Source organism: Maridesulfovibrio sp. (genome assembly GCF_963677005.1).
Classification (GTDB): Bacteria; Desulfobacterota; Desulfovibrionia; order Desulfovibrionales; family Desulfovibrionaceae; genus Maridesulfovibrio.
On sequence record NZ_OY781616.1, the window covers coordinates 738104 to 760181 of the forward strand.

General features: G+C 51.8%; 17 protein-coding genes and 1 pseudogene. 7 read left to right on the forward strand and 11 right to left on the reverse strand.

Annotation, left to right across the window (positions count from 1 at the left end; all coding sequences use genetic code 11):
• Positions 1–32: 32 nt before the first annotated feature.
• Together ileS and ACKU4E_RS03375 are read right to left on the reverse strand one after the other, a co-directional pair.
• The gene (gene ileS, locus ACKU4E_RS03370) at positions 33–2849 is read right to left on the reverse strand and encodes an isoleucine--tRNA ligase (RefSeq protein WP_320169677.1); all 2817 of its coding nucleotides are present in this window, start codon (positions 2847–2849) and stop codon (positions 33–35) included.
• A gap of 256 nt (positions 2850–3105) precedes the next feature.
• Entirely contained in the window at positions 3106–3366 is a 261-nt protein-coding gene (locus ACKU4E_RS03375) for a DUF493 domain-containing protein (RefSeq protein ID WP_320169678.1), read from the reverse strand.
• A gap of 219 nt (positions 3367–3585) precedes the next feature.
• Here ACKU4E_RS03375 and ACKU4E_RS03380 point away from each other — a divergent pair, with 219 nt between their 5' ends.
• From ACKU4E_RS03380 to ACKU4E_RS03390, 3 genes are all read left to right on the forward strand, one after another.
• Entirely contained in the window at positions 3586–4005 is a 420-nt protein-coding gene (locus tag ACKU4E_RS03380) for a hypothetical protein (RefSeq protein WP_320169679.1), read from the forward strand.
• 252 nt (positions 4006–4257) lie between these two features.
• A complete protein-coding gene (locus tag ACKU4E_RS03385; protein ID WP_320169680.1) occupies positions 4258–4782 on the forward strand; it encodes a hypothetical protein in 525 nt (174 codons plus the stop codon).
• Positions 4783–4978: 196 nt separating this feature from the next.
• A complete protein-coding gene (locus ACKU4E_RS03390) occupies positions 4979–7210 on the forward strand; it encodes a DUF3536 domain-containing protein (protein WP_320169681.1) in 2232 nt (743 codons plus the stop codon).
• Between the two features lie 99 nt (positions 7211–7309).
• On the opposite strand, the gene ACKU4E_RS03395 is transcribed toward ACKU4E_RS03390, so the two are convergent.
• From ACKU4E_RS03395 to ACKU4E_RS03430, 8 genes are all read right to left on the reverse strand, one after another.
• A complete protein-coding gene (locus ACKU4E_RS03395; RefSeq protein WP_320169682.1) occupies positions 7310–8149 on the reverse strand; it encodes an MBL fold metallo-hydrolase in 840 nt (279 codons plus the stop codon).
• On the reverse strand, positions 8134–9735 hold the full coding sequence (gene cimA, locus ACKU4E_RS03400; RefSeq protein ID WP_320169683.1) for a citramalate synthase: 1602 nt from the start codon (positions 9733–9735) through the stop codon (positions 8134–8136). Before cimA ends, ACKU4E_RS03395 begins: the two co-directional genes overlap by 16 nt.
• A 3-nt stretch (positions 9736–9738) precedes the next feature.
• A complete protein-coding gene (locus ACKU4E_RS03405) occupies positions 9739–10977 on the reverse strand; it encodes an aspartate kinase (protein WP_320169684.1) in 1239 nt (412 codons plus the stop codon).
• Between the two features lie 15 nt (positions 10978–10992).
• Positions 10993–11511: a tRNA (adenosine(37)-N6)-threonylcarbamoyltransferase complex ATPase subunit type 1 TsaE gene (gene tsaE / locus ACKU4E_RS03410; RefSeq protein WP_320169685.1), complete on the reverse strand. Its 519-nt coding sequence runs from the start codon at positions 11509–11511 to the stop codon at positions 10993–10995.
• Positions 11508–11963 (reverse strand): CBS domain-containing protein, encoded by a 456-nt coding sequence (locus ACKU4E_RS03415; protein WP_320169686.1) that lies wholly within the window; start codon positions 11961–11963, stop codon positions 11508–11510. The genes tsaE and ACKU4E_RS03415 overlap by 4 nt, the downstream gene beginning before the upstream one ends.
• Positions 11957–13501 (reverse strand): NAD(P)H-hydrate dehydratase, encoded by a 1545-nt coding sequence (locus ACKU4E_RS03420; protein WP_320169687.1) that lies wholly within the window; start codon positions 13499–13501, stop codon positions 11957–11959. The genes ACKU4E_RS03415 and ACKU4E_RS03420 overlap by 7 nt, the downstream gene beginning before the upstream one ends.
• Positions 13502–13613: 112 nt before the next feature.
• Positions 13614–13988 (reverse strand): holo-[acyl-carrier-protein] synthase, encoded by a 375-nt coding sequence (locus tag ACKU4E_RS03425; RefSeq protein WP_320169688.1) that lies wholly within the window; start codon positions 13986–13988, stop codon positions 13614–13616.
• A gap of 1 nt (position 13989) precedes the next feature.
• Positions 13990–14715: a pyridoxine 5'-phosphate synthase gene (locus ACKU4E_RS03430; protein WP_320169689.1), complete on the reverse strand. Its 726-nt coding sequence runs from the start codon at positions 14713–14715 to the stop codon at positions 13990–13992.
• A 261-nt stretch (positions 14716–14976) separates the two neighbouring features.
• Between ACKU4E_RS03430 and ACKU4E_RS03435 the strand changes: the two genes are divergently transcribed.
• Positions 14977–16323 (forward strand): UDP-glucose/GDP-mannose dehydrogenase family protein, encoded by a 1347-nt coding sequence (locus ACKU4E_RS03435; RefSeq protein WP_320169690.1) that lies wholly within the window; start codon positions 14977–14979, stop codon positions 16321–16323.
• 42 nt (positions 16324–16365) lie between these two features.
• Here the strand turns inward: ACKU4E_RS03435 and ACKU4E_RS03440 are convergent, their stop codons facing one another.
• Entirely contained in the window at positions 16366–16581 is a 216-nt protein-coding gene (locus tag ACKU4E_RS03440) for a hypothetical protein (RefSeq protein WP_320169691.1), read from the reverse strand.
• 258 nt (positions 16582–16839) lie between these two features.
• Here ACKU4E_RS03440 and ACKU4E_RS03445 point away from each other — a divergent pair, with 258 nt between their 5' ends.
• From ACKU4E_RS03445 to ACKU4E_RS03455, 3 genes and pseudogenes are all read left to right on the forward strand, one after another.
• Positions 16840–17319, forward strand: coding sequence for a chemotaxis protein CheW (locus ACKU4E_RS03445; RefSeq protein ID WP_320169692.1), 480 nt, complete (start codon positions 16840–16842; stop codon positions 17317–17319).
• Between the two features lie 184 nt (positions 17320–17503).
• On the forward strand, positions 17504–20953 hold the full coding sequence (gene mfd / locus ACKU4E_RS03450; RefSeq protein WP_320169693.1) for a transcription-repair coupling factor: 3450 nt from the start codon (positions 17504–17506) through the stop codon (positions 20951–20953).
• Between the two features lie 27 nt (positions 20954–20980).
• A pseudogene (locus ACKU4E_RS03455) lies at positions 20981–21946 on the forward strand (SurA N-terminal domain-containing protein); the annotation flags it as partial.
• Between the last annotated feature and the right edge of the window lie 132 nt (positions 21947–22078).

Sequence of the window (22078 nt, forward strand, 5' to 3'; positions counted from 1 at the left end):
GGGGCATCGTTGCAATTATAGCGAGGAAATTGCTATTCGCCTGCCAGAACTCCGGCACAGCGAGGGCAGAGTTCCGGATGTTCCGGATTGGTGCCGAGAGTATCGTATCTCCAGCAGCGGCTGCATTTTTCGCCCTGAGCCTTTTCCACCTTGATTTTCAGCCCTTCCAGTTCTTCGCATACGACTGCGTCTTCACCTGCTTCGGACAGGGGCTTAACCTCTACACCGGAAACAATGAAGAATTCGCGTTTTTCAACGCCCTCAAGGGCTGCGGCAATTTCTTCATCAGCAAAGAGGGTGATTTTGGTATCAAGCGAATGGCCGATGATTTTTTCTCTGCGCATGGGTTCGATAGCCTTGGTTACCTCGGTACGCACATCAAGGAGCAGTTCCCAGCGTTTGCGTGCGGCTGCATCAAGGCCGGTGGTGAGGAGCTTCGGACGCAGTGCAAAAACAGTTTCCGTATCTTCTTTCATTTCGTCCGGAAGATAGGAATATGCTTCCTCGGCGGTGAAGGAGAGTACCGGGGCCATGTCCATCAGCAGCATGAGGATGGTCTGCCAGAGCACGGTCTGTGCCGAGCGGCGTTCCAGACTCTTTTCACCGGAGACGTAAAGCCTGTCCTTGATGATATCAAGGTAGAAGGCCGAGAGGTCGGTGGTGCAGAGGTTATGCAGGGTGTGGTAGACCTTGTGGAATTCGAAATTGCTGTATGCCTTCTGAATGACCTCGTGTTCACGTTTGACCAGGTCGAGCGCGAAGAGGTCCAGAGGCAGCATCTGTTCCGGGCTCACTGCATCGGTTTCAGGATTGAAACCGTTCAGGTTGCCGAGCAGATAACGGCAGGTGTTGCGAATACGGCGATAGGTATCCACCATGCGGTTCAGGATTTCGTCCGAGATGCGCACATCTTCCTGATAGTTTACAGCGGAAACCCACATGCGCAGGATTTCGGCGCCGTGTTTGTCGATGATTTCCTGCGGGGCGATAACGTTGCCGATGGATTTGGACATCTTGCGACCGTCCTTGTCCACTACGTAGCCGTGGGTCAGTACGGTTTTGTAGGGCGGTACTCCGCGTGTTCCGACGGAAGCCAGCAGCGAGCTGTGGAACCAGCCGCGATGCTGGTCCGATCCTTCAAGGTAAAGGTCGGCCGGAAATCTGTTCTCGGGGCGTTTTTCCACAACAGCGGCAAAGCTGGTGCCGGAGTCGAACCAGACATCAAGGATGTCGGTTTCCTTGGCCCAGTGGGTGCCTCCGCATTTGGGGCATTTGAGTCCTGCGGGAGCGATTTCCTCCACCGGTTTTTCAAACCAGTAGTCGCAGCCGCGTTCATGCTTTTCAAACTCATCAACTACCGAGAATACCCATTTCGGATCATTGTAGACTTCGTCGCAGTCCTGGCAGATGAGTGCGATTATGGGCACGCCCCAGTTGCGCTGGCGGGAGATACACCAGTCCGGGCGGTTTTCGATCATATTGTAGATGCGGTCTTCACCCCAGGCTGGAACCCATTTGACATCGTCACGGATGGCCTTCAGGGCCTTGCCGCGCAGATTGTTTTCTTCCATGGAGATAAACCACTGGGTGGTAGCGCGGAAGATTACCGGCTCCTTGCAGCGCCAGCAGTGAGGGTAGGAGTGGGTGATGTTTTCTTTTGCCAGCAGATTGCCTACTTCCTCAAGCTTTTCAATTACCTTGGGATTGGCTTCAAATACATTGAGTCCGGCAAAGAATTCAACATCCTTGAGGAACACACCGTCGTTGTTCATGGGGGAGTAGATTTCAAGGCCGTAGCGCATGCCTGTTTCAAAGTCTTCACGACCGTGTCCGGGAGCGGTGTGGACGCATCCGGTACCGCTGTCCAGTGTTACGTAGTCGGCCAGAACGACTGGAGATTCGCGGTCGTAAATGGGATGCTTTGCAACAACCCCTTCAAGAGCAGCGCCGGCAACTTTGCCGATGATTTCGTATTTATCCCAGCCGAATGATTCCGCGCAGACGGGCAGCAGCCTTTCTGCGAGTATGTAAAAGTTTCCGTCTACTACGGTAACGCAGTATTCGAATTCAGGGTGAACGGCCACGGCCATGTTGTCCGGAATCGTCCACGGAGTGGTTGTCCAGATGCAGATGTAGGTACGGGCGAGATCCACCTTGGCGGCAGTATCTTCCGGTAGCGCTTTCAGCAGCTTTTCGTCATTGAGCGGAAAACGGACGTATATGGAAGGAGAGGTGTGATCTTCGTATTCAACCTCGGCTTCGGCCAGAGCGGTACGGCATGAGCAGCACCAGTGGATGGGCTTTTTGCCGCGCACCACGGAACCTTTTTCCATGAAACGTCCCAGTTCGCGGGCTGTTGCCGCTTCATATTCCGGTTTCATGGTCAGGTACGGGTCTTCCCAGTTGCCGAGCACGCCGAGTCTCTTGAATTCCTTGCGCTGGGTATCTACAAATCCTTTCGCGTATTCGCGGCAGAGTTTACGGATGACTATTGTGGGCAGGTCTTTTTTCTTTTTTTTCAGTTCCTGCTCCACCTTGTGTTCAATGGGCAGGCCGTGGCAGTCCCATCCGGGAACATACTCGGCTTTCTGGCCCTGCATGTTGCGCGATTTTACAATGATGTCCTTGAGGACCTTGTTCATGGCCGTACCCATATGGATATGCCCGTTGGCATACGGGGGGCCGTCGTGGAGGACGTATCTTTCGGCATCGGCATTTGCCTCAACCATTTTATTGTATACGGAAATTTCCTCCCAGCGTTTGAGCATTTCCGGCTCGCGCTGTTTGAGGTTTGCCTTCATGGGAAATTTGGTCTTGGGCAGACACAGAGTCTTTTTATAATCGCTCATGGCTTGAAAAGTCCTCCGGAACTCTTTTGTGGTGCTATATTAAAGGCTGTTTAAGAAAATAAACTGCCGGGATACGGTGTATAAAAACAAAGTCCATGAGTACAATACGTTACTATCGAAATGAACAAAATTCCGTATCCTGTGGATAAAAAAACGGCCTATCCGGCGCTGGTTTGAAAAATAAAAAATGCTCGAAAAAGAGCGGCGTTATATTTAAACAAGGCTTGATGGAAGTCAACCCGGAGACAGGGTCGTACTAAAGAGAAATCAGGCCTTCAATAGTGGCTGTTTTTTGGTAGAGGTCAATAATTTCATCTGCGGAAGTTGCGTAAATGGTCACGGTTACACTGGTGTATTTTCCTGTTCTGGAGTCTTTTTCACTGTGCGGGATTCCTTCCAGCATTTCTTTCAGCTGTATAAGAGAATTGCCGGGCACGATGAATTTGAATGTGTAATCGCAGGGCCATTCGTGATGTTCGTCAAGAGTTTTTTTAAAATTTTCCATGGATTGCTGCATGTTGTCTCCTTATCTTATGTGATGTCCCGGAACCTTGCCGGTTTGTCATGTGCAGATTTTTTCAGAATCCGGTCAGCGGGACAGCGTTGATATATGAACGGTAAAGTTGCCTGTCAATGGTGAATAAAAAAACATTTGTCTCTAAAGGAAGTTTTACAGCTGTCCGATATGTAGTAAAAGCAGCTGCACTGCACTACGTTGTAAACAAGGACGGGGAGAATGAAAAAGAGAAATTTACATGCCGCAAATTTTCGTCGGGTGCTGGAACTGTTTAATGAAAACAAGCCTCAGGACGCAGAAAAACTGTTGAAGATAATACAGGAAGATTATCTTGAACTGTATAACGAAAATAAGGATTTGCGCGGCCAGATAAAGGAAGTGGCCGATATTCTTGATCTTGCCGAGTGTATGGAGTTTGACGGTCAGAAATACTGGATAGATGAAGACTCGGAAAAAACCGGGCCTTATTGTCAGGTTTGTTACGACCGTGACGGTGTACTTATCAGGTTGCAGGAAAAGGCCAAGCACTGGGAGTGCTATTCCTGTCAGAATATGTTCGTCAAGATGCCTACCGGTAATGTAATTCACAAGAGTAGGCCCAAAAAGGAATCAAAGCCCCCGATCAGGCTTTTCAGCTGATTTCAACCAATATTCTTTTCAGTCCTTAATCACGGGAACGGGTCCGGGCGCATCAGCGTTCGGGCCCGTTTCTATTTTAAACCGGTTTTGTCCGGCAAATGATTCCGGGCAGATGAAAAATTTAACATTAAAGTGGTGGAAGAAATAGTATGGATAAAGTATGTGGAGCACCATCTTGTATCTGTTTTGTAACGGTTGTTGCCGGGAAGAAAAGAAAAAGGTTCTAATGTTATGTTTTTGAATGAAAGACATATGCAGCTTTTGAAACATGTGAAAAGCTATTCGGGAATAAAACGCTATCACGGTTTGATGCCTAAGCGTGAGGCTTTTCTCTACGAACAGGGGCTGCTTGACGAGATGCTCGCGAGCGGACTGATTGAGGAAGGCAGTATCTGCACTTCCTGCGGGAACAATCTTGAAGGTTACAGACTTTCCAAGAATGCGGAGCTGGAGTTCGAGAAAAAAGGTATCCATGTGGCGGACAATTACTGGGAGGATATCTGCTGCGTAGACATGGAAATCGGCCAGTATCTTGATAAGGAACATGTCAGGGCGCTGATGGATATTTATTACATGACCAGGGTTTCACTTTTCGGCGGAATAGCGCCGAAAGAAGTGCTGAACGGGAGCTATCCCTCGGATGTTTTGAGTGTTCTGATTGATGTCGGATTTATATACAGAATTTCTTTGAAAGGGCCTACCATCCGCTATAAAACAGGTTTTGTCCTTTCGGACAGGGCCTCGGCCATGCTGCAGCAAGCCGGTTACGTTAAATAGAACCACTGCTTGGAATCTGTTATTCCGACCCCGTCCACATGTCTTGGCGGGGTTTTCTTTTTTTTGCTTTTTTTTGTGACCGGATGTTAAAGATGATGAAAAAAATAATATGTTATTCTTTGTGTTGAATTTGTGGAATTCTTCGGGCTAGAATAACCTTTCATAACGCCTGTACCCAAACAGTGAGGTTACACCCATGGCGGATAAATATTTGTGTATTCACGGTCATTTTTATCAACCGCCCCGTGAAGATCCCTGGCTGGATATGATTTTTCCGGAGGGGAGTGCCGCTCCTTTCCGGCATTGGAACGAGCGAATCTGCCGCGAGAGCTACGGCCCGCTGGCCTGGGCCAGACGCACGGGCGGAAAAGGCATTTTTGATATCGTCAACTGCTATGAATGGATGAGTTTCAATGTCGGCCCGACCTTGTTTCGCTGGATAGAGCGGTCCGAGCAGGAGCTTTACGGCAGACTGCTGGAGGCCGATGCCGCAAGCATCAAGCGTTGGGGACACGGAAATGCCATCGCCCAGATATATCATCATGTGATCATGCCGCTGGCCTCGGAAACGGATAAAAAGGCGGAAGTGGCCTGGGCGGCTGCGGATTTTGAGGCCCGGTTCAAGCGCCGCCCTGAAGGAATGTGGCTTTCCGAAACCGCCTGCGATACAGCATCCTTGGAAGCACTCGCTGCCGAGGGGATTCTTTTTACTCTGCTGGCGCCGCGTCAGGCTGAGGCTGTGGCGGAAATAGGTTCATCAGAGTGGGTTTCCGTGGACGAAGGCTCACTGAACATCAAGGAACCTTATCTTGTTGAACTGCCGTCCGGGCGTTCCATATCCGTATTTTTCTACGATGGGGGGCTCTCGCAGGCTGTTGCCTTCGAAGGGTTGCTGCGTAACGGCGAGGACTACTGGAACAAGCTTTCCGGGGCGTCCGCACCGGGGCTTCTGTCCATCGGCACGGACGGTGAGACATACGGTCATCATTTCGAATTCGGAGAGATGGCCCTTGCCTACGTGCTGGCTCAGGCCAGGGAAGGGCGGGATGGTATTTCCCTGCTCAACTACGGAACCTATCTGGCTGAGCATCCGCCGACCCGGAAGGTGAAAATCCGTGAGAATTCATCCTGGAGCTGCTACCACGGAGTAGAACGCTGGCGCAGCGATTGCGGTTGCTGCACCGGCGGACATCCAGGATGGAACCAGAAATGGCGGAAACCACTCCGGGAAGGTCTGGACACGATAAAGACATTAATGGACGGACATTATTTCAATCTGGGTGAAAAAGTCTTTGTCGATCCTCTGGAAGCACTGACCGATTACGGGGCCGTGCTCGGGGGGCTTGTTTCCGAAGATGATTTTTTCAAGAAACACTTTAAGGTTTCAAAAGAGTCGCAGGAAGCCGATACCGGCTGGAAGCTGCTTTCCATGCAGAAATGGGCTTTGTCTTCATTTGCGAGCTGCGGCTGGTTTTTTGATGATCTTGCGCGGCTGGAGCCTGTCAACAACATGGGCTTTGCCCTGCGGGCCATGGAGATAGCAAGGGATACCGGGCTGATCGGGCTTGAGGATAAATTTCTTTCCATAGCCGGTGAAGCAAGGTCCAACGAGGAACGTTACGGCACCGGAACTGATTTATGGCACAGCAGGATAAAGATACAGAGCGAGACTCCGGGCAGCCTTATCGCTCAGGCATTGGTCAGGCTTTATGTGGAAGACGTCTTCCCTCTGTCCGGCGAGACCGGGCGTATAGAATGGCCGGGAGTCTCGGTGGTGATCAGGACCGGAGACAATTCCATGGTCATGTATCGGGGAGAGGCTGACATTCGTTGGAATCTTGAAACGGAAGTAAGGACCTACGACTGGAAATGGAGTCGCGGGGAACGGGTCATGGCCGGTTCTCTGGATATTTCCGGTCCCGGAAATTATACTGAAACTTTTTCACTGTCTGATATTTCATGGAAAAAGAGGCAGTCTCTTTCGCTTGCATGGGTTGACCGTGTTGCCGGAAATGCCTGGAATACCCGGATACTGAATTCCGGATGCGGCCCGAGGCTGTTCATCGGATTTGAGGACTACCAGACTTCCCAGACCTGGGCTCCTAAGTGGCGCGAAGTGTGGGAAGGACTTGCATGGCATTTTGTCTTCTTCGATGACAAGGTCAGTGATGACCTGATTGATTTCCTGCGCGAAGTAGGGCGCAACCATCCGGAAGCCGATTATCTGGTCGAGCGTATTTCCATGAAGCTGTGCGTCATGTTTGACGAGGAATACATATCCGCAAAGCATATCTCCATGGCGGTTGAAAGGGCCGGAGCAATCGGTCTGCCTCTTGATCTGTGGACGGTTCAGAACTGCTACTGGAAAAAGGTCCAAAACGGCAATGGCGATCCGGAGATCAGCCGTGCTCTGGGCTTTGATCTTTAGATGATCAGTTAAAAAGGCTGTTGCTCAATAAGATAAAAACGTCCTGCCGGATTACACTTATCCGGCAGGACGTTTTGATTTTCAATTCATCGGCAGGGATCAGAATTCGTAGACCGCTCCGGAGCCCATGGGCAGGACTTTGCAGGAAAGCCTTTTTTCGAGGAAAGCGAAACCGTCGTCTCCGGTGCAGTGGCCCGGCGAAATCATTTCCGGCTTGAATTCTTCGATTACCGCTGCCGTTCTTTCGAATTCGGCTTCATCCGCCCTGTAAAGATGCAGTCCGCCCAGAATGGCGTGGACCGAGTCTATACCGGTCAGTTCCCGTAAATGGTAGAGCGTGTTGGCAAGACCGCTATGGCAGCAGCCGAGGATCACGACAGGTCCGGAACTGCTCATGAGCAGCAGGAAGGCATCGTCCGGAACATGGTCGGTCAGAGCCATTTCCTGATCCGTGAAAAGTCCTTCCGTGGCTTCGAAAAGTCCTTCCCGGCGCGGTATCGAGGTGATCATGTACAACCCTTCGTCAAGCTCGACGTGATCGCGTACTATGATCGTGCCGGGATATTCGCAGGGAAAGGAAGCACTTTTGGCCGAACCGTCACGGCTGAGAGAATATCTTTCCGCGGCGAAATCGGGGTGTGCGTACACCGGGCCCATGAACTCTGTCTGCATGAGAGCGTCCATTCCCCCGGTGTGGTCCCAGTGTCCATGGCTTAGAGCAATGCCTTTGCCTTTTTCGGGGCTTATTTCCATCTCTGCTGCGTTTTTCAGAAAAAGAGGGGTTGCCCCGCAGTCCCAGAACCAAAGCTCGTCTCCGGGCAGATTGACGGCCATGGAGAGCCCCCATTCCTTGCCCAAAGAATCCTTCAGGGCCTTGTTGTCGCAAAGGACGGAAACCCGTGATACGCCGGTGTGTTTTGTGTTTACAGCGAGGGCCATTTCTGAGGATCATCCTTGAATAATTTGTAGTTTATGGAATCAACCAGAGCCTGCCAGCTTGCTTCGATGATGTTGTGGCTTACGCCCATGGTTGTCCACTGGCTTTTGCCGTCGGTTGATTCGATGAGCAGTCTGACATTTGATCCTGTCCCCGCCGCCTGTCTTACAGCACCGGAAAGGACGCGGACCTTGAAGTCCTGAAGCCTTACGTTCTTGAGCGCCGGGTAGAACGGCTCAAGGGCTTTTCGCAGGGCTTTGTCGAGGGCGTTGACCGGGCCTTCGCCTGAGGCGGCGGTGTGGTTTTCCTGTCCGTGAACCTTGACGATCACGGTCGCTTCGGAAAACGGTTCCGTGTCTTCCTTGCGCTTGGCGTCCACAACAAAGAAGTTGATGAATTCAAAGTACCGTTTGGACCAGCCCATGGCCTTGAAGAACAGCAGTTCAAAGGATGCTTCGGCTGCCGAGTATTCGAATCCGATGCTTTCCCTTTCCTTGATGTCTGCAAGAATGGTTTTGACCGCAGGGTCGTTTTTATCGAGATTGTAGCCGTATTTCTGGGCCTTGTAGAGGACGTTGCTCTTGCCGGACAAGTCGGAGAGAAGCACCCGGCGGTCATTGCCGACCAGCAGGGGGTCTACGTGTTCGTAGCTTGATGAATCCTTGAGCACGGCGCTTACATGTACTCCGCCCTTGTGTGCGAATGCGGCCTGCCCTACAAACGGCTGGCGCAGGAACGGGCGCAGGTTGGCTATTTCCGAGATGTAGGTGGAAGTGCTCTTGAGCTTGGAAAGCTTTTCAGATCCTATGGTTTCATAGCCCAGCTTCAGTTCGAGGTTGGGTATGATGGAGCACAGGTTGGCGTTTCCGCAGCGCTCGCCGTATCCGTTGATGGTACCCTGAATCTGGACCGCACCGTTCTCTACTGCGGCAAGGGAGTTTGCCACGGCCAGATCGCAGTCGTTATGGGCATGGATACCTATTTTGCATCCGGGGATTTTTTCCAGCACAGCCCTGCATGCATCGGCAACTTCACCGGGCATGGAGCCTCCGTTGGTATCGCAGAGGACGAGTACGTCAGCCCCTGCTTCATAAGCAGCCTTAAGGCAGTTTATGGTGAACTCCGGATTGGCCTTGAATCCGTCAAAGAAGTGCTCCGCATCGAAAAACAATTCGTCAACATGCGGACGCAGGAAGCCGATGCTGTTGCTGATCAGCTCAATATTTCTTTCCAGGGTGACACCGAGCGCGTGTGTGGCGTGAAAGTCCCATGTTTTTCCGAAGATGGACATGACCTTTGCCCCGGAATCAACCAGGGACAACAGGTTGGGGTCTTTTTCCGGAGTCAACCGGTTCATGTGGGTGGATCCGAAAGCCGAAATCCTGCAATTTTTCAAGGCATAGTTCCGTATTTCCTGGAAAAACTCCTTGTCTGTTGCATTGGATCCCGGCCACCCTCCCTCAACGTAGTGTACGCCGAGGGAGTCCAGCTTGCCGGTTATGCGTATTTTATCCTGAACACTGAGGTTTATTTCTTCCGATTGTGTCCCGTCGCGCAGTGTGGTGTCGTATATTTTTATTTTCGTCATTGTTTAGAGTTTGTTTTCATCGGACCCGCTTTTATCGAGCCCGAACGTGTTGTGGAGCGTTCTTATGGCCAGTTCGGTATATTTTTCTTCGATAAGGCAGGTAATTTTAATCTCGGAAGTGCTGATCATCAGTATGTTTATGTTTTCGTCACGCAGGGCCTGGAATGCACGGGATGCGACTCCGGAATGGTTGCGCATGCCCACGCCGATAACCGAAACCTTGCATACATTCTGGTCGTAAAGGATTTCCTGAGCACCCATGGGGTCCTTGATGCTGTCGATTATTTCAAGGGTCTGCTTGAGATCGGCACGGGGAATGGTGAAGGTCATGTCGGTCCGTCCGTCCTTGCTCGGATTCTGGACGATCATGTCAACCAGGACTCCGGCTTCGGCAAGAGGTGTGAACAGGGCGGCGGAAACACCCGGCTCGTCCTTGACCTTGGCAAGGGTTACGCGGGCCTGGTCTTTGTCATATGCAATACCGGAAACAAGTACTGATTCCATGTTTTCATCCTCCTGGGTGACGAATGTTCCTATCTCATCGCTGAAAGTGGAGCGGACATGAACTTTTACATTGTATTTTTTTGCAAATTCAACTGAACGAATCTGTAGTACCTTTGCGCCCATGCTGGCCATCTCCAGCATTTCATCATAGGAAATGGTGTCCAGCTTGCGGGCCTGGGAGCAGATGTTGGGGTCGGTTGTGAAAACGCCCGGAACATCAGTGAAAATTTCGCATAGGTCGGCATCAACTGCAGCGGCAAGAGCTACGGCGGAAGTGTCTGAACCGCCGCGTCCCAGCGTGGTGATCCGCCTGTCCTCGGTGCAGCCCTGAAATCCGGCCACTACGAGGATATCGTGCTTTTCCAGATACTCTTCGATTTTTTGGCGATCGATATCGAGAATTCGTGCTCTGGAGTGGGCTGTGTTGGTCTTGACCGGAATCTGGAATCCGAGCAGTGAGCGGGCCTTGATTCCCCGGTCCTTTAGAAGCATTGCAAACAGGGCTACGGAAATCTGTTCCCCGGTTGAAACAAGCGAGTCCATTTCAGCCTGATCCGGCTTTTCGGACCATTCGTTGGCCAGATCGATCAGGCGGTTGGTTTCGCCTGCCATGGCGGAGAGAACAACAATGACTTTGTTGCCTTTTTCGTAAGGCACCAGGACTTTTTCCAGAACCTGCTTCATGCATTCGAGGTTCCTGACCGAGGTTCCACCGAATTTCTGTACTACGATGTTCATTTGAACATTATCTCCTTAACTACATGTGTTCAACGGAAGTTGTTGGAATGACTTAAGATGTGAGGCAAGCTCTTCAAAAAGGGAAGTCGTTGAACCATGCAGGGTCAATTCTATTGTTCTGCCGGATGCGGCAGGTATCCAAGTGAAGAGCAGTGCGCTGTCAGGCCAGAAATCCACTCTCAGATACTGAATCCACTCTACAACTGTCAAAGTTTTTTTATTGTTCAGCAGATCAAAAAATTCGTCATCCGGTATTTGCCCTTCAAGACGATACAGATCGAAGTGGTTTACCTGCGGAGTGGTGGGGTAGATGTTCAGTATATTGAAACTCGGGCTGCTTACTTCGGCGTTCTGTGCTCCGGGCAGGGATTCCACCATGGCGCGTACCAGTGTGGTCTTGCCGGAACCCAGATCTCCGTTCATGAACAGGGGGATCTGCGTTTTGCGTTCACGGAAAAAAGAAGCCAGAGTGGAACCGAGCTTCATGGTCGATTCCACATCCGGCAGATGTATTGTTATTTTTGATTCTGTCATTTGCTCTTGGTCAGTACCTTCAGAACGTCTTCCTTGCCGACCACGCCTATCAGCTTGCCGTTTTCGACAACCGGCAGGGTGTACAGCTTTCTTTCGACCATGAGGTCGGCGATGTGTTCTATGTCCGTTTCAGGGCTGATGGTCACCGGATCGGGGGTCATGGCCTGAGCCACCTTGGTTGCCGCGATCTTGTTGACTTCACGTTCCAATTCCTCGTTGGACGAAAATGAAATGAATCCGTCCAGAATGGTGAACAGGGACGGCAGCGAGACCGATTTCTGTTGCGCCACGAGATCGCTCTGGCAGAGCACCCCGATGAGTTTACCGCTGTCGTCGACTACCGGAACCCCGTTCAGGTGTTTTTCCAGCAGCAGTTTGGCCGCGCCGGCGATATCGTCTTCAGGTGTCAGAGTAAGCGCTCCGGATGTCATGATTTCTTTAGCTTTCAGCATAGTTCCTCCTTGAGTACCACGGGCAGCATGTCCGCTATTTCAGTTGCAATGTTTCCACGGTACGGAAATTCCTCATTCAGATACAGTCCTGCCAGTCCATGCCAGTATACCCCGATGCAGGCGCTTTGCATAGGGGAGAGCGATCTGGCGAGCAGGGCTCCGGTTATTCCTGCAAGAATGTCCCCTGAACCTGCGGCTGCAAGGTTGGGTGCAGCAAGTGGAGAAATCAAGGTTCGTCCGTCCGGGCAGCCGATCACTGTTCCTGCTCCCTTGAGGACAAGGTACACCTGTTTGGAGACGGCGTATTTTCTGGCGGTTTCCAGGCGGTTTTCCTCCACCTCGGAAATGGTCTTTTTCACCAGTCGGCCCATCTCTCCCGGATGCGGTGTGAAAATGGAATTCCTGGGGATTTTCTGCATCAGATGAGAATCCCTTGCGAGCACGTAAAGAGCGTCGGCGTCGAATACAGACGGAGGAAGGTCAGCGTCAAGCAGTTCGGCAATCAGCCTGTGCGCTCCTTCGTCTCTGCCTAGTCCGGGCCCGATCACTACGGATTCGTATCTGTTCAGAATGGGCAGGAGTTCCGCGATGGCCTGTTCGTCCCATGTCTCGCCGGAACCTAGTCCCATGGTCATAAGTTCCGGCCTGCCGCCTTTCACCTCGGAGGCCAGCCCGGCAGGGCAGGCCATGGTGGCGTATCCCGCTCCGGCCCGCATGGCGGACAACCCGGCAAGGTGTAAGGCTCCGGTAAGCCCCTTGGAGGCCCCAATGAGCAGCACGTGACCGGATGTGCCTTTATGCATGGCCGGAGTCGGCCGGGGAATATTTTCCAGAACTTCGTTGCGAATCAGAAAGTTGGCCGGAGAGTGTTTTGCCTTGACCTCGGCCGGGATTCCGATGGGGGCAACAATAAGCCTGCCCGTATAGTCCGCCGCTTCGGGCAGGATCAATCCCACCTTGGCATTCTCGAAAGTTACGGTAGCATGTGCCTTGACGGCTATGGGCTGCGGCCTGCCGGTCAATCCGTTCAACCCGGACGGGACATCCACGGAAAATATGAAACTCCGCCCGCTTGCTCCGGCCTTGTTGATTTCGGATACTATGTCCATGGCAAACTGCCTGAGTTCCCCCTGAAAGCCGGTCCCCAGCAATCCGTCTATGATGATGTCCGAATCCGGCAGGGTAACAGTGCTTGTCTGCCTGAAAAATTTCATCGCCACGCCCATCCGGGAGGCGATTTTCATGTGGTAGGCGGCATCTCCCTTGTAACCGTTTTTGGGCGCAGTATGCAGTATGAGAACTTCAGCCCCCATATCGGCCAGCAGGCGCCCCATGACGAAGCCGTCACCGCCGTTGTTGCCTGAGCCGGAAATTATCAGAATGCTTTTGCCGGCGACCTCCCCGTATTCGTCAAGAAGTGTGAAAACAGCTTCTCTTCCGGCGTTCTCCATAAGAATTTCGCCCCGGATGCCTATTTCATTGATTGTGACACTGTCCCAACCGGCCATTTCAAAAGGTGTTGGAAGGGGAGAGAACATGGTGACCTCCTTTTATACGGGAATTTTCAGCTTTATTTGTGAGGCAAAGTCCTGCTTGAAAGGTTTCCGGCGGAATCGGCAGTTCCGAATCAATCTTCTGGCCGGGGCGGTGTTATTTTTCCAGCACCACTACTGCAACGGCGCTGTCCCGTCCGTGAGTGAGGGAGATGTGGATTCCCTTGATTCCGAGTTCCTGGCTGCGTTCAAGAGCGTTACCGGAAAAGACAAGCTGCGGAGCGCCGGATTCCAGATTTGTCACTTCGATGCACTGGAAGGTGATCCCTTCGGCAAATCCGGTTCCAAGAGCTTTGACCGCAGCCTCTTTGGCCGCGAACCTTGCAGCTACATACGGAACCGGATTTTTGGCCGGAAGCATTTTCAGTTCCCCGGCTGTAAGGATTTTCTCCGCAAAACGTTCGCCGTATTTATCAAGTGAACTTTTTATGCGGTCCAGTTCGGTGATATCAATGCCCAGGCCGACTATCATGCTAATCGGCGAAGGTCCGGACCAGTTCCACCATATCGCGAACCGCACGGTCAAGCCCGACCATGATGGCTCTGGCCATTATGGAATGCCCGATTGAGTATTCGCAGATGCCGGGTACATCGGCAAAGTCAAGTATATTAAGGTAGTTCAGCCCGTGGCCGAGGTTTACCTTCAAGCCGAGATCCTGACAGCGCCTGATTCCGTCGATGATGCGGGACAGTTCCTTTTTCCGCAGGTCACGGTCGGTGGCATCGGCAAAATGTCCGGTATGTATCTCCACATATTCGGCACCGATGTTCTTTGCCGCTATGATCTGTTCCGGGTCTGCATCTATGAACAGACTGGAGCCTATTCCCTTTTCATGAAGAGGAGCCAGATATTCGGTCAGTTCCTTTTCACGACCTATGCAGTTGAGCCCGCCCTCGGTGGTCAGTTCCTGGCGCTTTTCAGGTACAAGGCATACTGTTGTCGGATCGGTTTCAAGGGCAATGCGCTGCATTTCCTCAGTGGCGGCCATCTCAAAATGAAAATCGGTCTGGATGGTCCGTCTGATGAGTTCTATGTCCCGGTCCTGTACATGGCGCCGGTCTTCCCGCAGGTGCATTATAATCCCCGCTGCACCGGCAAGCTCGCACATGGCTGCAGCGACTACCGGGTCCGGTTCCGTTCCAAGACGGGCCTGTCTTACTGTTGCAACGTGATCCACGTTGACACATAAAAGTGGCATGGTTATATCCTCCGCTGAATTATTTCCTGATTGTCCGCCCTTATTGATCCTTTGTATTCCGGTTCGGCTCAAGGCTCCGGGCAGGTAAGCGGACAATATAGTTAATACTCTTGCTTGGCAACCGTCATGTCCCTGTAACCGAGGGCGGTTGACTTTGATTTTGTTATGACGTTATTCGCACGCTTAGCAGAGACAAACAGCGACTCAGATACCTGTCTGACGTCAGATGATAAACGAAAATATTAATCGAGAGAACAGCTAATGAACATTTGTATTGTCGGTACCGGCTATGTAGGCCTGGTCAGTGCGGCTTGTTTTGCCGAGATGGGTAACCACGTCTGGTGCGTGGATGTTGATCCCAATGTCGTAACTACCCTTAAGCAGGGTAAAATTCATATTTTCGAACCCGGACTTGAAGATCTGGTCAAGCGCAACTACGAGGATGAAAGGCTTTTTTTCACCACCGACCTCAAGGAAGGAATGGCGAAGGCCAAGCTTATTTTCATATGCGTCGGAACTCCCTGCGGGGCCGACGGAAGCTGTGACCTGAAGTATGTGGAAGCCGTCGCCCGTGAAGTGGGGCAGACAATCAACGAGCCGAAAATCATCGTGGACAAGTCCACTGTTCCCGTAGGCACGGCGGACAAGGTTCGCAAGATTGTCCGGGAGGAACTGGATAAGCGCGGGCTTGATATTGATTTCGATGTCGCCTCGAACCCGGAATTTCTCAAGGAAGGCGACGCCGTTAATGATTTCATGAAGCCTGACCGGGTTGTGGTGGGTACCGAGAAGTCGGACACCCGTAAGGCATTCGAAACCCTGTACGCTCCGTACGCCCGCAGCCGTGAAAAACTCATTTTCATGGGAACAAGAAGCGCGGAAATGACCAAGTATGCTGCCAACTGCATGCTTGCCACCAAAATTTCATTCATCAATGAAATGGCCGGAATCTGCGAAAAGGTCGGAGCCAATGTCAGAGAGGTCCGCATCGGGATCGGAGCGGATCACAGAATAGGATACTATTTCATTTACCCCGGAGTAGGGTACGGCGGTTCCTGCTTTCCCAAGGATGTGAAGGCCCTGATCAACACCGCTCGTGAAGTTGGCGCGCGTCCTGAGCTTATCGAAGCTGTGGATTCAGTAAACAACCGTCAGAAGAAAATGCTCGCCAGCAAGATACTGAACTACTACGACCAGCAGGGCGGAGTACGCGGTAAAACCCTTGCGTTGTGGGGACTTGCTTTCAAAGCCAACACGGATGATATGCGTGAGTCATCAGCTCTTTCCATTATTTCCGAGCTTACTGCCGCAGGCATGAAGATCCGTGCTTTTGATCCGGTTGCTCACACAAAAGCTGCCGCTATCCTGCGTGATAATGATCTGGTGGAGATTGTTAACAACCAGTACGAAGTGCTCGAGGGAGCAAATGCTCTGGCCGTTGTCACTGACTGGAACCAGTTCCGGAATCCTGATTTCGACAGAATAAAAGAAGCGCTTGTGGCCCCGATTATTTTTGACGGGCGCAACCTGTATGACCCTGCTCATATGGGTGACAGCGGATTTGCCTATTTCAGCGTCGGCCGCAGAGCGGTCGGAACGGAAAGATAGAAAACGCCAAAAGGCCCGCCGAGAGGCGGGCCTTTTGAAATTTTACGGGTTCAGAGTCTTCATGGATGACCTGAGCTGCAGCTCCTGCAGAATAAGTCTTTCATACTCCGGGTTGTAAGGAATGGTTTCCTGATTATCCTGATCCAGCATTTTGGCTAGAAACTGTGTTTCTTCCCAAAAGTCCAGAAGTTCTTCATTTGCAAGTGATTTTATCTGATCTTCCAGAGTTATATTCTCTGCAGGGGAAAACTGAGCCATGCGAGTTCATACCCTCCTGAATCTTCGCCTTTTTGTTTGATTGTGTGCTACGTCATGTACCAATAGTCATTAACGTCCTGCTAGTCAATTTTAGTGGAGACTAAATCGGGCGGATTTGTCCTATAATTTGATGATTGTCTTGCAAATAATTCAGATCAATAATAATATACAGAAAAGATTTATTTGCAGTAATAATAAACAAGTCCCGGTCACTCATGCCGAATTGTTATAATATACGCAACCAAACGGGGGGCAGATATGGAAGAAGGTAAGAAGATAACTCTTGATGCAGAGCTTATTCAGCTGGTTACCTTCAGTATCGGAGACGAGGAGTTCGGAGTTGATATCCTGAAGGTTCAGGAAATCATCAGGACCATGGAAATTACCAAGGTCCCGCGTGCTCCCGCCTTTGTGGAAGGGGTGATAAACCTGCGCGGAAAGGTTATTCCGATTATTGATCTTCGCAGCAAGTTCGGCCTTATCATCAGGGAACACGACCAGAATACCCGTATCATAGTTGTTGAAATAAACGATATGATTGTCGGGTTCGTTGTCGATTCCGTTTCCGAGGTTCTTAGAATTCCCGCCTCCACGGTGGAGCCGCCGCCGCCGGTTGTTTCCGGTCTTGACTCCGAATATATAAGCGGGGTCGGCAAGCTTTCGGACAGGCTGCTTATTCTGCTTGATCTCAACCGGCTTCTGTCCAACGATGAACAGGAGCAGCTTGCGCAGGTATAACCGGCAGTCTGTGTTTTTCTCTTGGAAATGTTTTCGCAGGCGGTTTACTGCTGCATGGGAAATGTTAAAAAATACGGGCCGCGGTTTAATTTGCTGGACATAACTGCGATTACTCTGCAAAAAAAGTCGTCCGCTGTCTGAGACAGCCGGGCGACTTTACTTTTTACCATCCTCTGGAGCCAAATTGTCTTTACCCTCCGAACTTTCCGTTTTTGCCAACGGGAAAGGAACGAATATACGTGTTTTTAAGAGCGGTCCTGGGTCCCAGGCTTTTGCCGCGCATTCCCTGCATTCGCGCGGGCAGGCTACGGTTGTTGTAGCGCCGGGAGCCCGCGAATATTCCGAACTCAAGGCCCTGCTGACTCTCTTTGGCAGCAGCGGGGCAAGATCCAAGGGCAGCATTGTCCCTTCGTGGGATCAGGAGTGGCTTTTTCTGCCTCCGTACACCTGCAAATCTCCAGCTGCTTCGGAGTGGGCTGAACGCTGGGCCGCCCTGCACGGTCTTTCCCTTGGCGGTAAGCGTTCCGTGCTGCTCACCGCTGACAACCTGCTTATGAAGTGGCCGTCACCGGCCGTTCTGGACAACAACTACATAGTGCTTTCCAAGGGCGAGGAGATGGACCCGGAACTGCTCATAGAGCAGGCTGTCACCTGGGGATATTCCAGAACCAAACTGGTTTCCGGTTACGGTGAAATGTCCATGCGCGGGGATATCCTCGATATCTATGCTCCCGGTTACGAATTGCCGGTACGGCTGGAATTTTTCGGTGATATCCTTGAAGAAATAAGGCTTTTCGATCCGGCCACGCAGCGTTCCAAAGCTGATCTGGACGAAATAACCCTGTTGCCGGTGGCTCCGGCAATGCTCAGCGGATCTTACATTGACGATGCTGTAGGGCACTGGGACCAGCTTAAGCGGACCGGGGAAATTTCTTCCGAAGGATATACTCTTTTGCAGGAGAAGGCTGAAAATGCTGACGGCATGATCTGGCCCGGTCTTTTTTATCCTGATTCCTCGGACCTTAAATCGTTTTTACCCGGAAATGCCGTTTACGTGCTCTCTTCAGCTTCCAACCTGCGTTCCAAGCTTCAGGATCAGGAATACGCATGGAAGACGTATCTTCTGGATAAATCAGCCCATTCCGGGTGCAAGTGGCCGGTCCATGCAGTCTGCTGGAATGAGGAGCGGGCCCGCACTTCATGGCGGGACGAACGCCAGATTGTTTTCGAGGACCTTATCATCGGGCGGGAAAAGGACGGTGTTGATCTGCCGGAGAAATCGATCACCGCTTTCAGCGATATTTTCTGGAAGCCCGAACAGATGAAACGGCCCTGGGCCGCATTTGTAACAGCGCTCAAAGAATGGCGTTCCGAACGATTCCAGACGGTGCTCAGTTTTCGAACCGAACGGTCCCGCAGAAAATTTCTTTCTCTCATTGAGCCGGAACAACTAGGTATCAGCGTTGAATATTCTCCGCTTAACAAGGGGATATACGCGCTTGTTTCGCCGCTTAGAAACGGTATGGAACTGGAGTGGAACCAGACCCTGATCCTCGGAGAAGAGGTCATCCAGCCGGAATCGTCCAGAGCAGCGCGCGGCGGAGATAAGGCTTTCGAGGGCATGACCAGCTACGAAGACCTGCTCCCGGATGATCTGCTGGTACACAGGGATTACGGTCTGTCCCGTTTCGGCGGTCTGCATCACATGAATGTGGGCGATGTTTCCAACGACTACCTGCTGTTGTTCTTTGATGCCGATGACAAGCTTTACGTGCCGGTTGACCGACTGAATCTTATCCAGAAGTTCAAGGGGCCAGAGGGGGCTTGTCCGGTTCTCGACAAACTCGGTGGTTCGCGTTGGTCAAAGACCCGCGAGAAGGCGCGCAAGGCGATTGAAAAAATTGCCGGTGAACTCGTGGAGATGTATGCCTACCGCAAGATCGCCAAAGGCTACGCCTACGGCCCTCTGACCGATATGTACTGGGAGTTTGAATCCACTTTCGGATTTGAGGAAACCCCGGATCAGGAGCGTGCCATTCAGGATGTTTTTCGGGATATGGAAAGTCCGGAACCCATGGACCGGCTGGTCTGTGGTGATGTGGGCTTCGGCAAGACGGAAGTGGCCCTTCGCGCGGCATTCCGTGCTGTGCTGGACGGAAAACAGGTTGTCCTGCTTTGTCCCACAACTGTTCTTGCCGAGCAGCATTACCAGACTTTCGTGCAGCGCATGGAAGGGTTCGCCGTTACCGTAGGCATGCTCAGCCGCTTTGTGCCCCGGCCCAGACAGAAAAGGGTGCTTGAAGATCTGGCTTCCGGCAAACTGGATATCCTTATCGGAACCCACAGGATTCTGTCCAAGGATGTGGAGGCTCCGAACCTCGGCCTGCTGATCCTTGACGAAGAGCAGCGTTTCGGCGTCCGGCACAAGGAGCGCATCAAGGAAATGCGCAAAAACATTGATGCCCTGACTCTGACCGCGACACCCATTCCACGTACTCTGCAACTCTCTCTTTCCGGGGTGCGCAGCCTGAGCACAATCGAAACTCCGCCGGTTGACCGCAAGCCGGTTGAAACTGCGCTTATCGAGCGGGACGAAGCCATGCTTGCCTCGGTTGTCAAACGGGAGCTTGAGCGCGGCGGGCAGATTTTCTGGGTTCACAACCGGGTGCAGGGGCTTGAGCGTGTTGTCGAATTCGTCAAGAAACTTGCCCCTGAAGCCAGCATCGGCATGGCCCACGGGCAGATGACCGAAAAGAATCTGGAAGAAACCATACACAAGTTCTGGCACAAGGAGCTTGATATCCTTGTTGCTACCGCCATAATCGAATCCGGTCTGGATTTCCCCAACGCGAACACCCTGATTGTTGATCAGGCCCAGATGTTCGGCTTAGGCCAGCTCTATCAGCTGCGCGGAAGGGTGGGGCGCAGCACCAGACAGGCGTATGCCTATTTCGTGGTATCGTCCCTTGATTCATTGTCCGAAAAGGCCAAGCGCCGTATGCAGATCATTCTGCAGCTGGATTATCTGGGTGCCGGATTCAAGGTTGCCATGGAAGACCTGCGGCTGCGTGGCGCAGGAAATATACTGGGAGAGGTCCAGTCCGGGCAGATGGCCAAGGTCGGGCTTGATCTGTTTCTGGAAATGCTGGATGAGGAAGTACGCCGTCTCAAAGGAGATGAGTCTGCTCCTTCCGCAGAACCGGAGCTCAATTTCGTCTTTCGAGCGCATCTGCCGGAAGAATTCGTGCCTGACGGCAGGGAAAGGCTGCGTTACTACCGGGCTCTTTCCTCTGCTGCAACCGAAGCAAGGATTGAGGAGCTCGCCGCCGAGATCAAGGACCGTTTCGGTCATTTTCCTGAAGCGGTGGAGAATTTCATTTCCGTGCTTTATCTGAAGCGCACGCTGGCCAGACTTGGCGTTATCCGTGCCGATCTGTTTCCATCCAGGGCGGTTTTGCTCTGGGATGAAAAGAATAACCCTGTTGATCCTGCGAGATTGATCGGGTGGGTCGGGGAGCAGGACGGGAAGGCCCGCCTCAAGCCTCCTGCCGGTCTTGAAATTCGTTTTGACGGAGAGTCCGGGATTTCAAAGGGACTTGATAATGTATGCAAAAAACTTGAACCGTTACTTTAAGTTCAGCGGAAAGCAAATGCAGGTTCGTGTATGAAAAAACTGTTCTTACTCGTTTTGCTGGTTACGGCTGCCATGCTGGCCGGATGCCAGAACAAGAATGAAGACCCCGGTGTTGTCGCCAGGGTAAACGGCAGGCCGGTTTATCTTTCGCAACTGGATTACAAGTATGACCTGAAACATGACGGAAGCGAGGGATACGTACCGTCCGTGAGCCAGGTCAGGAGCGAATACGGGCAGATGCTCGGTGATCTTATTGTTCAGGAACTGGTTTCACAGGAGCTGGAAAAACGCGGAATGCCTGTTTCTCAGGCGGAATTGAAAGCGGCCGAAGATGAGGTCCGCTCCGACTATCCCGATGATTCATTCGAACAGATACTCATTGAGGAGTATATAGATATAAATGCCTGGCGTTCTCAGTTGAAGTACCAGCTCGCCATGGAAAAGTTTTATAGGGAGATTCTTCGACCTGAAATCAAGATAGATTACAAGGAAGCGGAGGATTACTACCGCACGCACATTTCCGAATTCTACCAGCCTGCCGGGTGTCGGTTTGTAATGGTCAAGGGCTTGTCCGGCGATCTGGTGTTAAAGGGGTCCGAATTATACCGTCAAGGTGTGAGTCCAGCTGAAATAAGCGAAAAACTTCGTCAGGTTTCTGTGCGTGAGGTCTGGATTCGGGACGGGCAGATTCCTTCGGCATGGAAAAATTTTGTGGATAAACTTGAGCCCGGCGAAGCCAGTCAGATAATCAGTCAGGGAAATGAAGTCCTGTGCCTGATACTCAAGGAAAAGAAGCCTGCAACCCTGTTGACCCCTCTGCAGGCCTACCCGAAGGTTGAAAAGGTCCTGCTGGAGAAAAAACTCAAGAGCAGGTTTGAAAAGTGGCTCGATAGCGAGCTTGCTGCGGCCCGGATAGAGATAAGCAAGGATTTGCTGCCGGAGGCCGATAAAAAGCATGGTGAGTCATCCGATGCTTCAGACGCAAAACAGTAATTTACTGTAGTGCGGACCGCGTTCTTGCATAGTTGGTTGAAAGAGTTTAGTTAGGCAGAGTAATTATTGCGGCTTCAGGTCTTTGGTGACGCCCGCAATCTTTAAATCCGGTCAGATTCTGTGGTCCGAAAG

What these genes read in the sequence shown, in the direction of transcription:
- ACKU4E_RS03415 (WP_320169686.1), bottom strand. Translation starts at nt 11,963, where the DNA reads ATGCTGAAAGCTAAAGAAATCATGACATCCGGAGCGCTTACTCTGACA.
- tsaE (WP_320169685.1), bottom strand. Translation starts at nt 11,511, where the DNA reads ATGACAGAATCAAAAATAACAATACATCTGCCGGATGTGGAATCGACC.
- ACKU4E_RS03375 (WP_320169678.1), bottom strand. Translation starts at nt 3,366, where the DNA reads ATGCAGCAATCCATGGAAAATTTTAAAAAAACTCTTGACGAACATCAC.
- ACKU4E_RS03385 (WP_320169680.1), top strand. Translation starts at nt 4,258, where the DNA reads ATGCAGCTTTTGAAACATGTGAAAAGCTATTCGGGAATAAAACGCTAT.
- ACKU4E_RS03395 (WP_320169682.1), bottom strand. Translation starts at nt 8,149, where the DNA reads ATGGCCCTCGCTGTAAACACAAAACACACCGGCGTATCACGGGTTTCC.
- ACKU4E_RS03445 (WP_320169692.1), top strand. Translation starts at nt 16,840, where the DNA reads ATGGAAGAAGGTAAGAAGATAACTCTTGATGCAGAGCTTATTCAGCTG.
- ACKU4E_RS03425 (WP_320169688.1), bottom strand. Translation starts at nt 13,988, where the DNA reads ATGATAGTCGGCCTGGGCATTGATATCACCGAACTGGACCGCATAAAA.
- ileS (WP_320169677.1), bottom strand. Translation starts at nt 2,849, where the DNA reads ATGAGCGATTATAAAAAGACTCTGTGTCTGCCCAAGACCAAATTTCCC.
- cimA (WP_320169683.1), bottom strand. Translation starts at nt 9,735, where the DNA reads ATGACGAAAATAAAAATATACGACACCACACTGCGCGACGGGACACAA.
- ACKU4E_RS03380 (WP_320169679.1), top strand. Translation starts at nt 3,586, where the DNA reads ATGAAAAAGAGAAATTTACATGCCGCAAATTTTCGTCGGGTGCTGGAA.
- ACKU4E_RS03390 (WP_320169681.1), top strand. Translation starts at nt 4,979, where the DNA reads ATGGCGGATAAATATTTGTGTATTCACGGTCATTTTTATCAACCGCCC.
- ACKU4E_RS03420 (WP_320169687.1), bottom strand. Translation starts at nt 13,501, where the DNA reads ATGTTCTCTCCCCTTCCAACACCTTTTGAAATGGCCGGTTGGGACAGT.
- ACKU4E_RS03430 (WP_320169689.1), bottom strand. Translation starts at nt 14,715, where the DNA reads ATGCCACTTTTATGTGTCAACGTGGATCACGTTGCAACAGTAAGACAG.
- ACKU4E_RS03440 (WP_320169691.1), bottom strand. Translation starts at nt 16,581, where the DNA reads ATGGCTCAGTTTTCCCCTGCAGAGAATATAACTCTGGAAGATCAGATA.
- ACKU4E_RS03435 (WP_320169690.1), top strand. Translation starts at nt 14,977, where the DNA reads ATGAACATTTGTATTGTCGGTACCGGCTATGTAGGCCTGGTCAGTGCG.
- ACKU4E_RS03405 (WP_320169684.1), bottom strand. Translation starts at nt 10,977, where the DNA reads ATGAACATCGTAGTACAGAAATTCGGTGGAACCTCGGTCAGGAACCTC.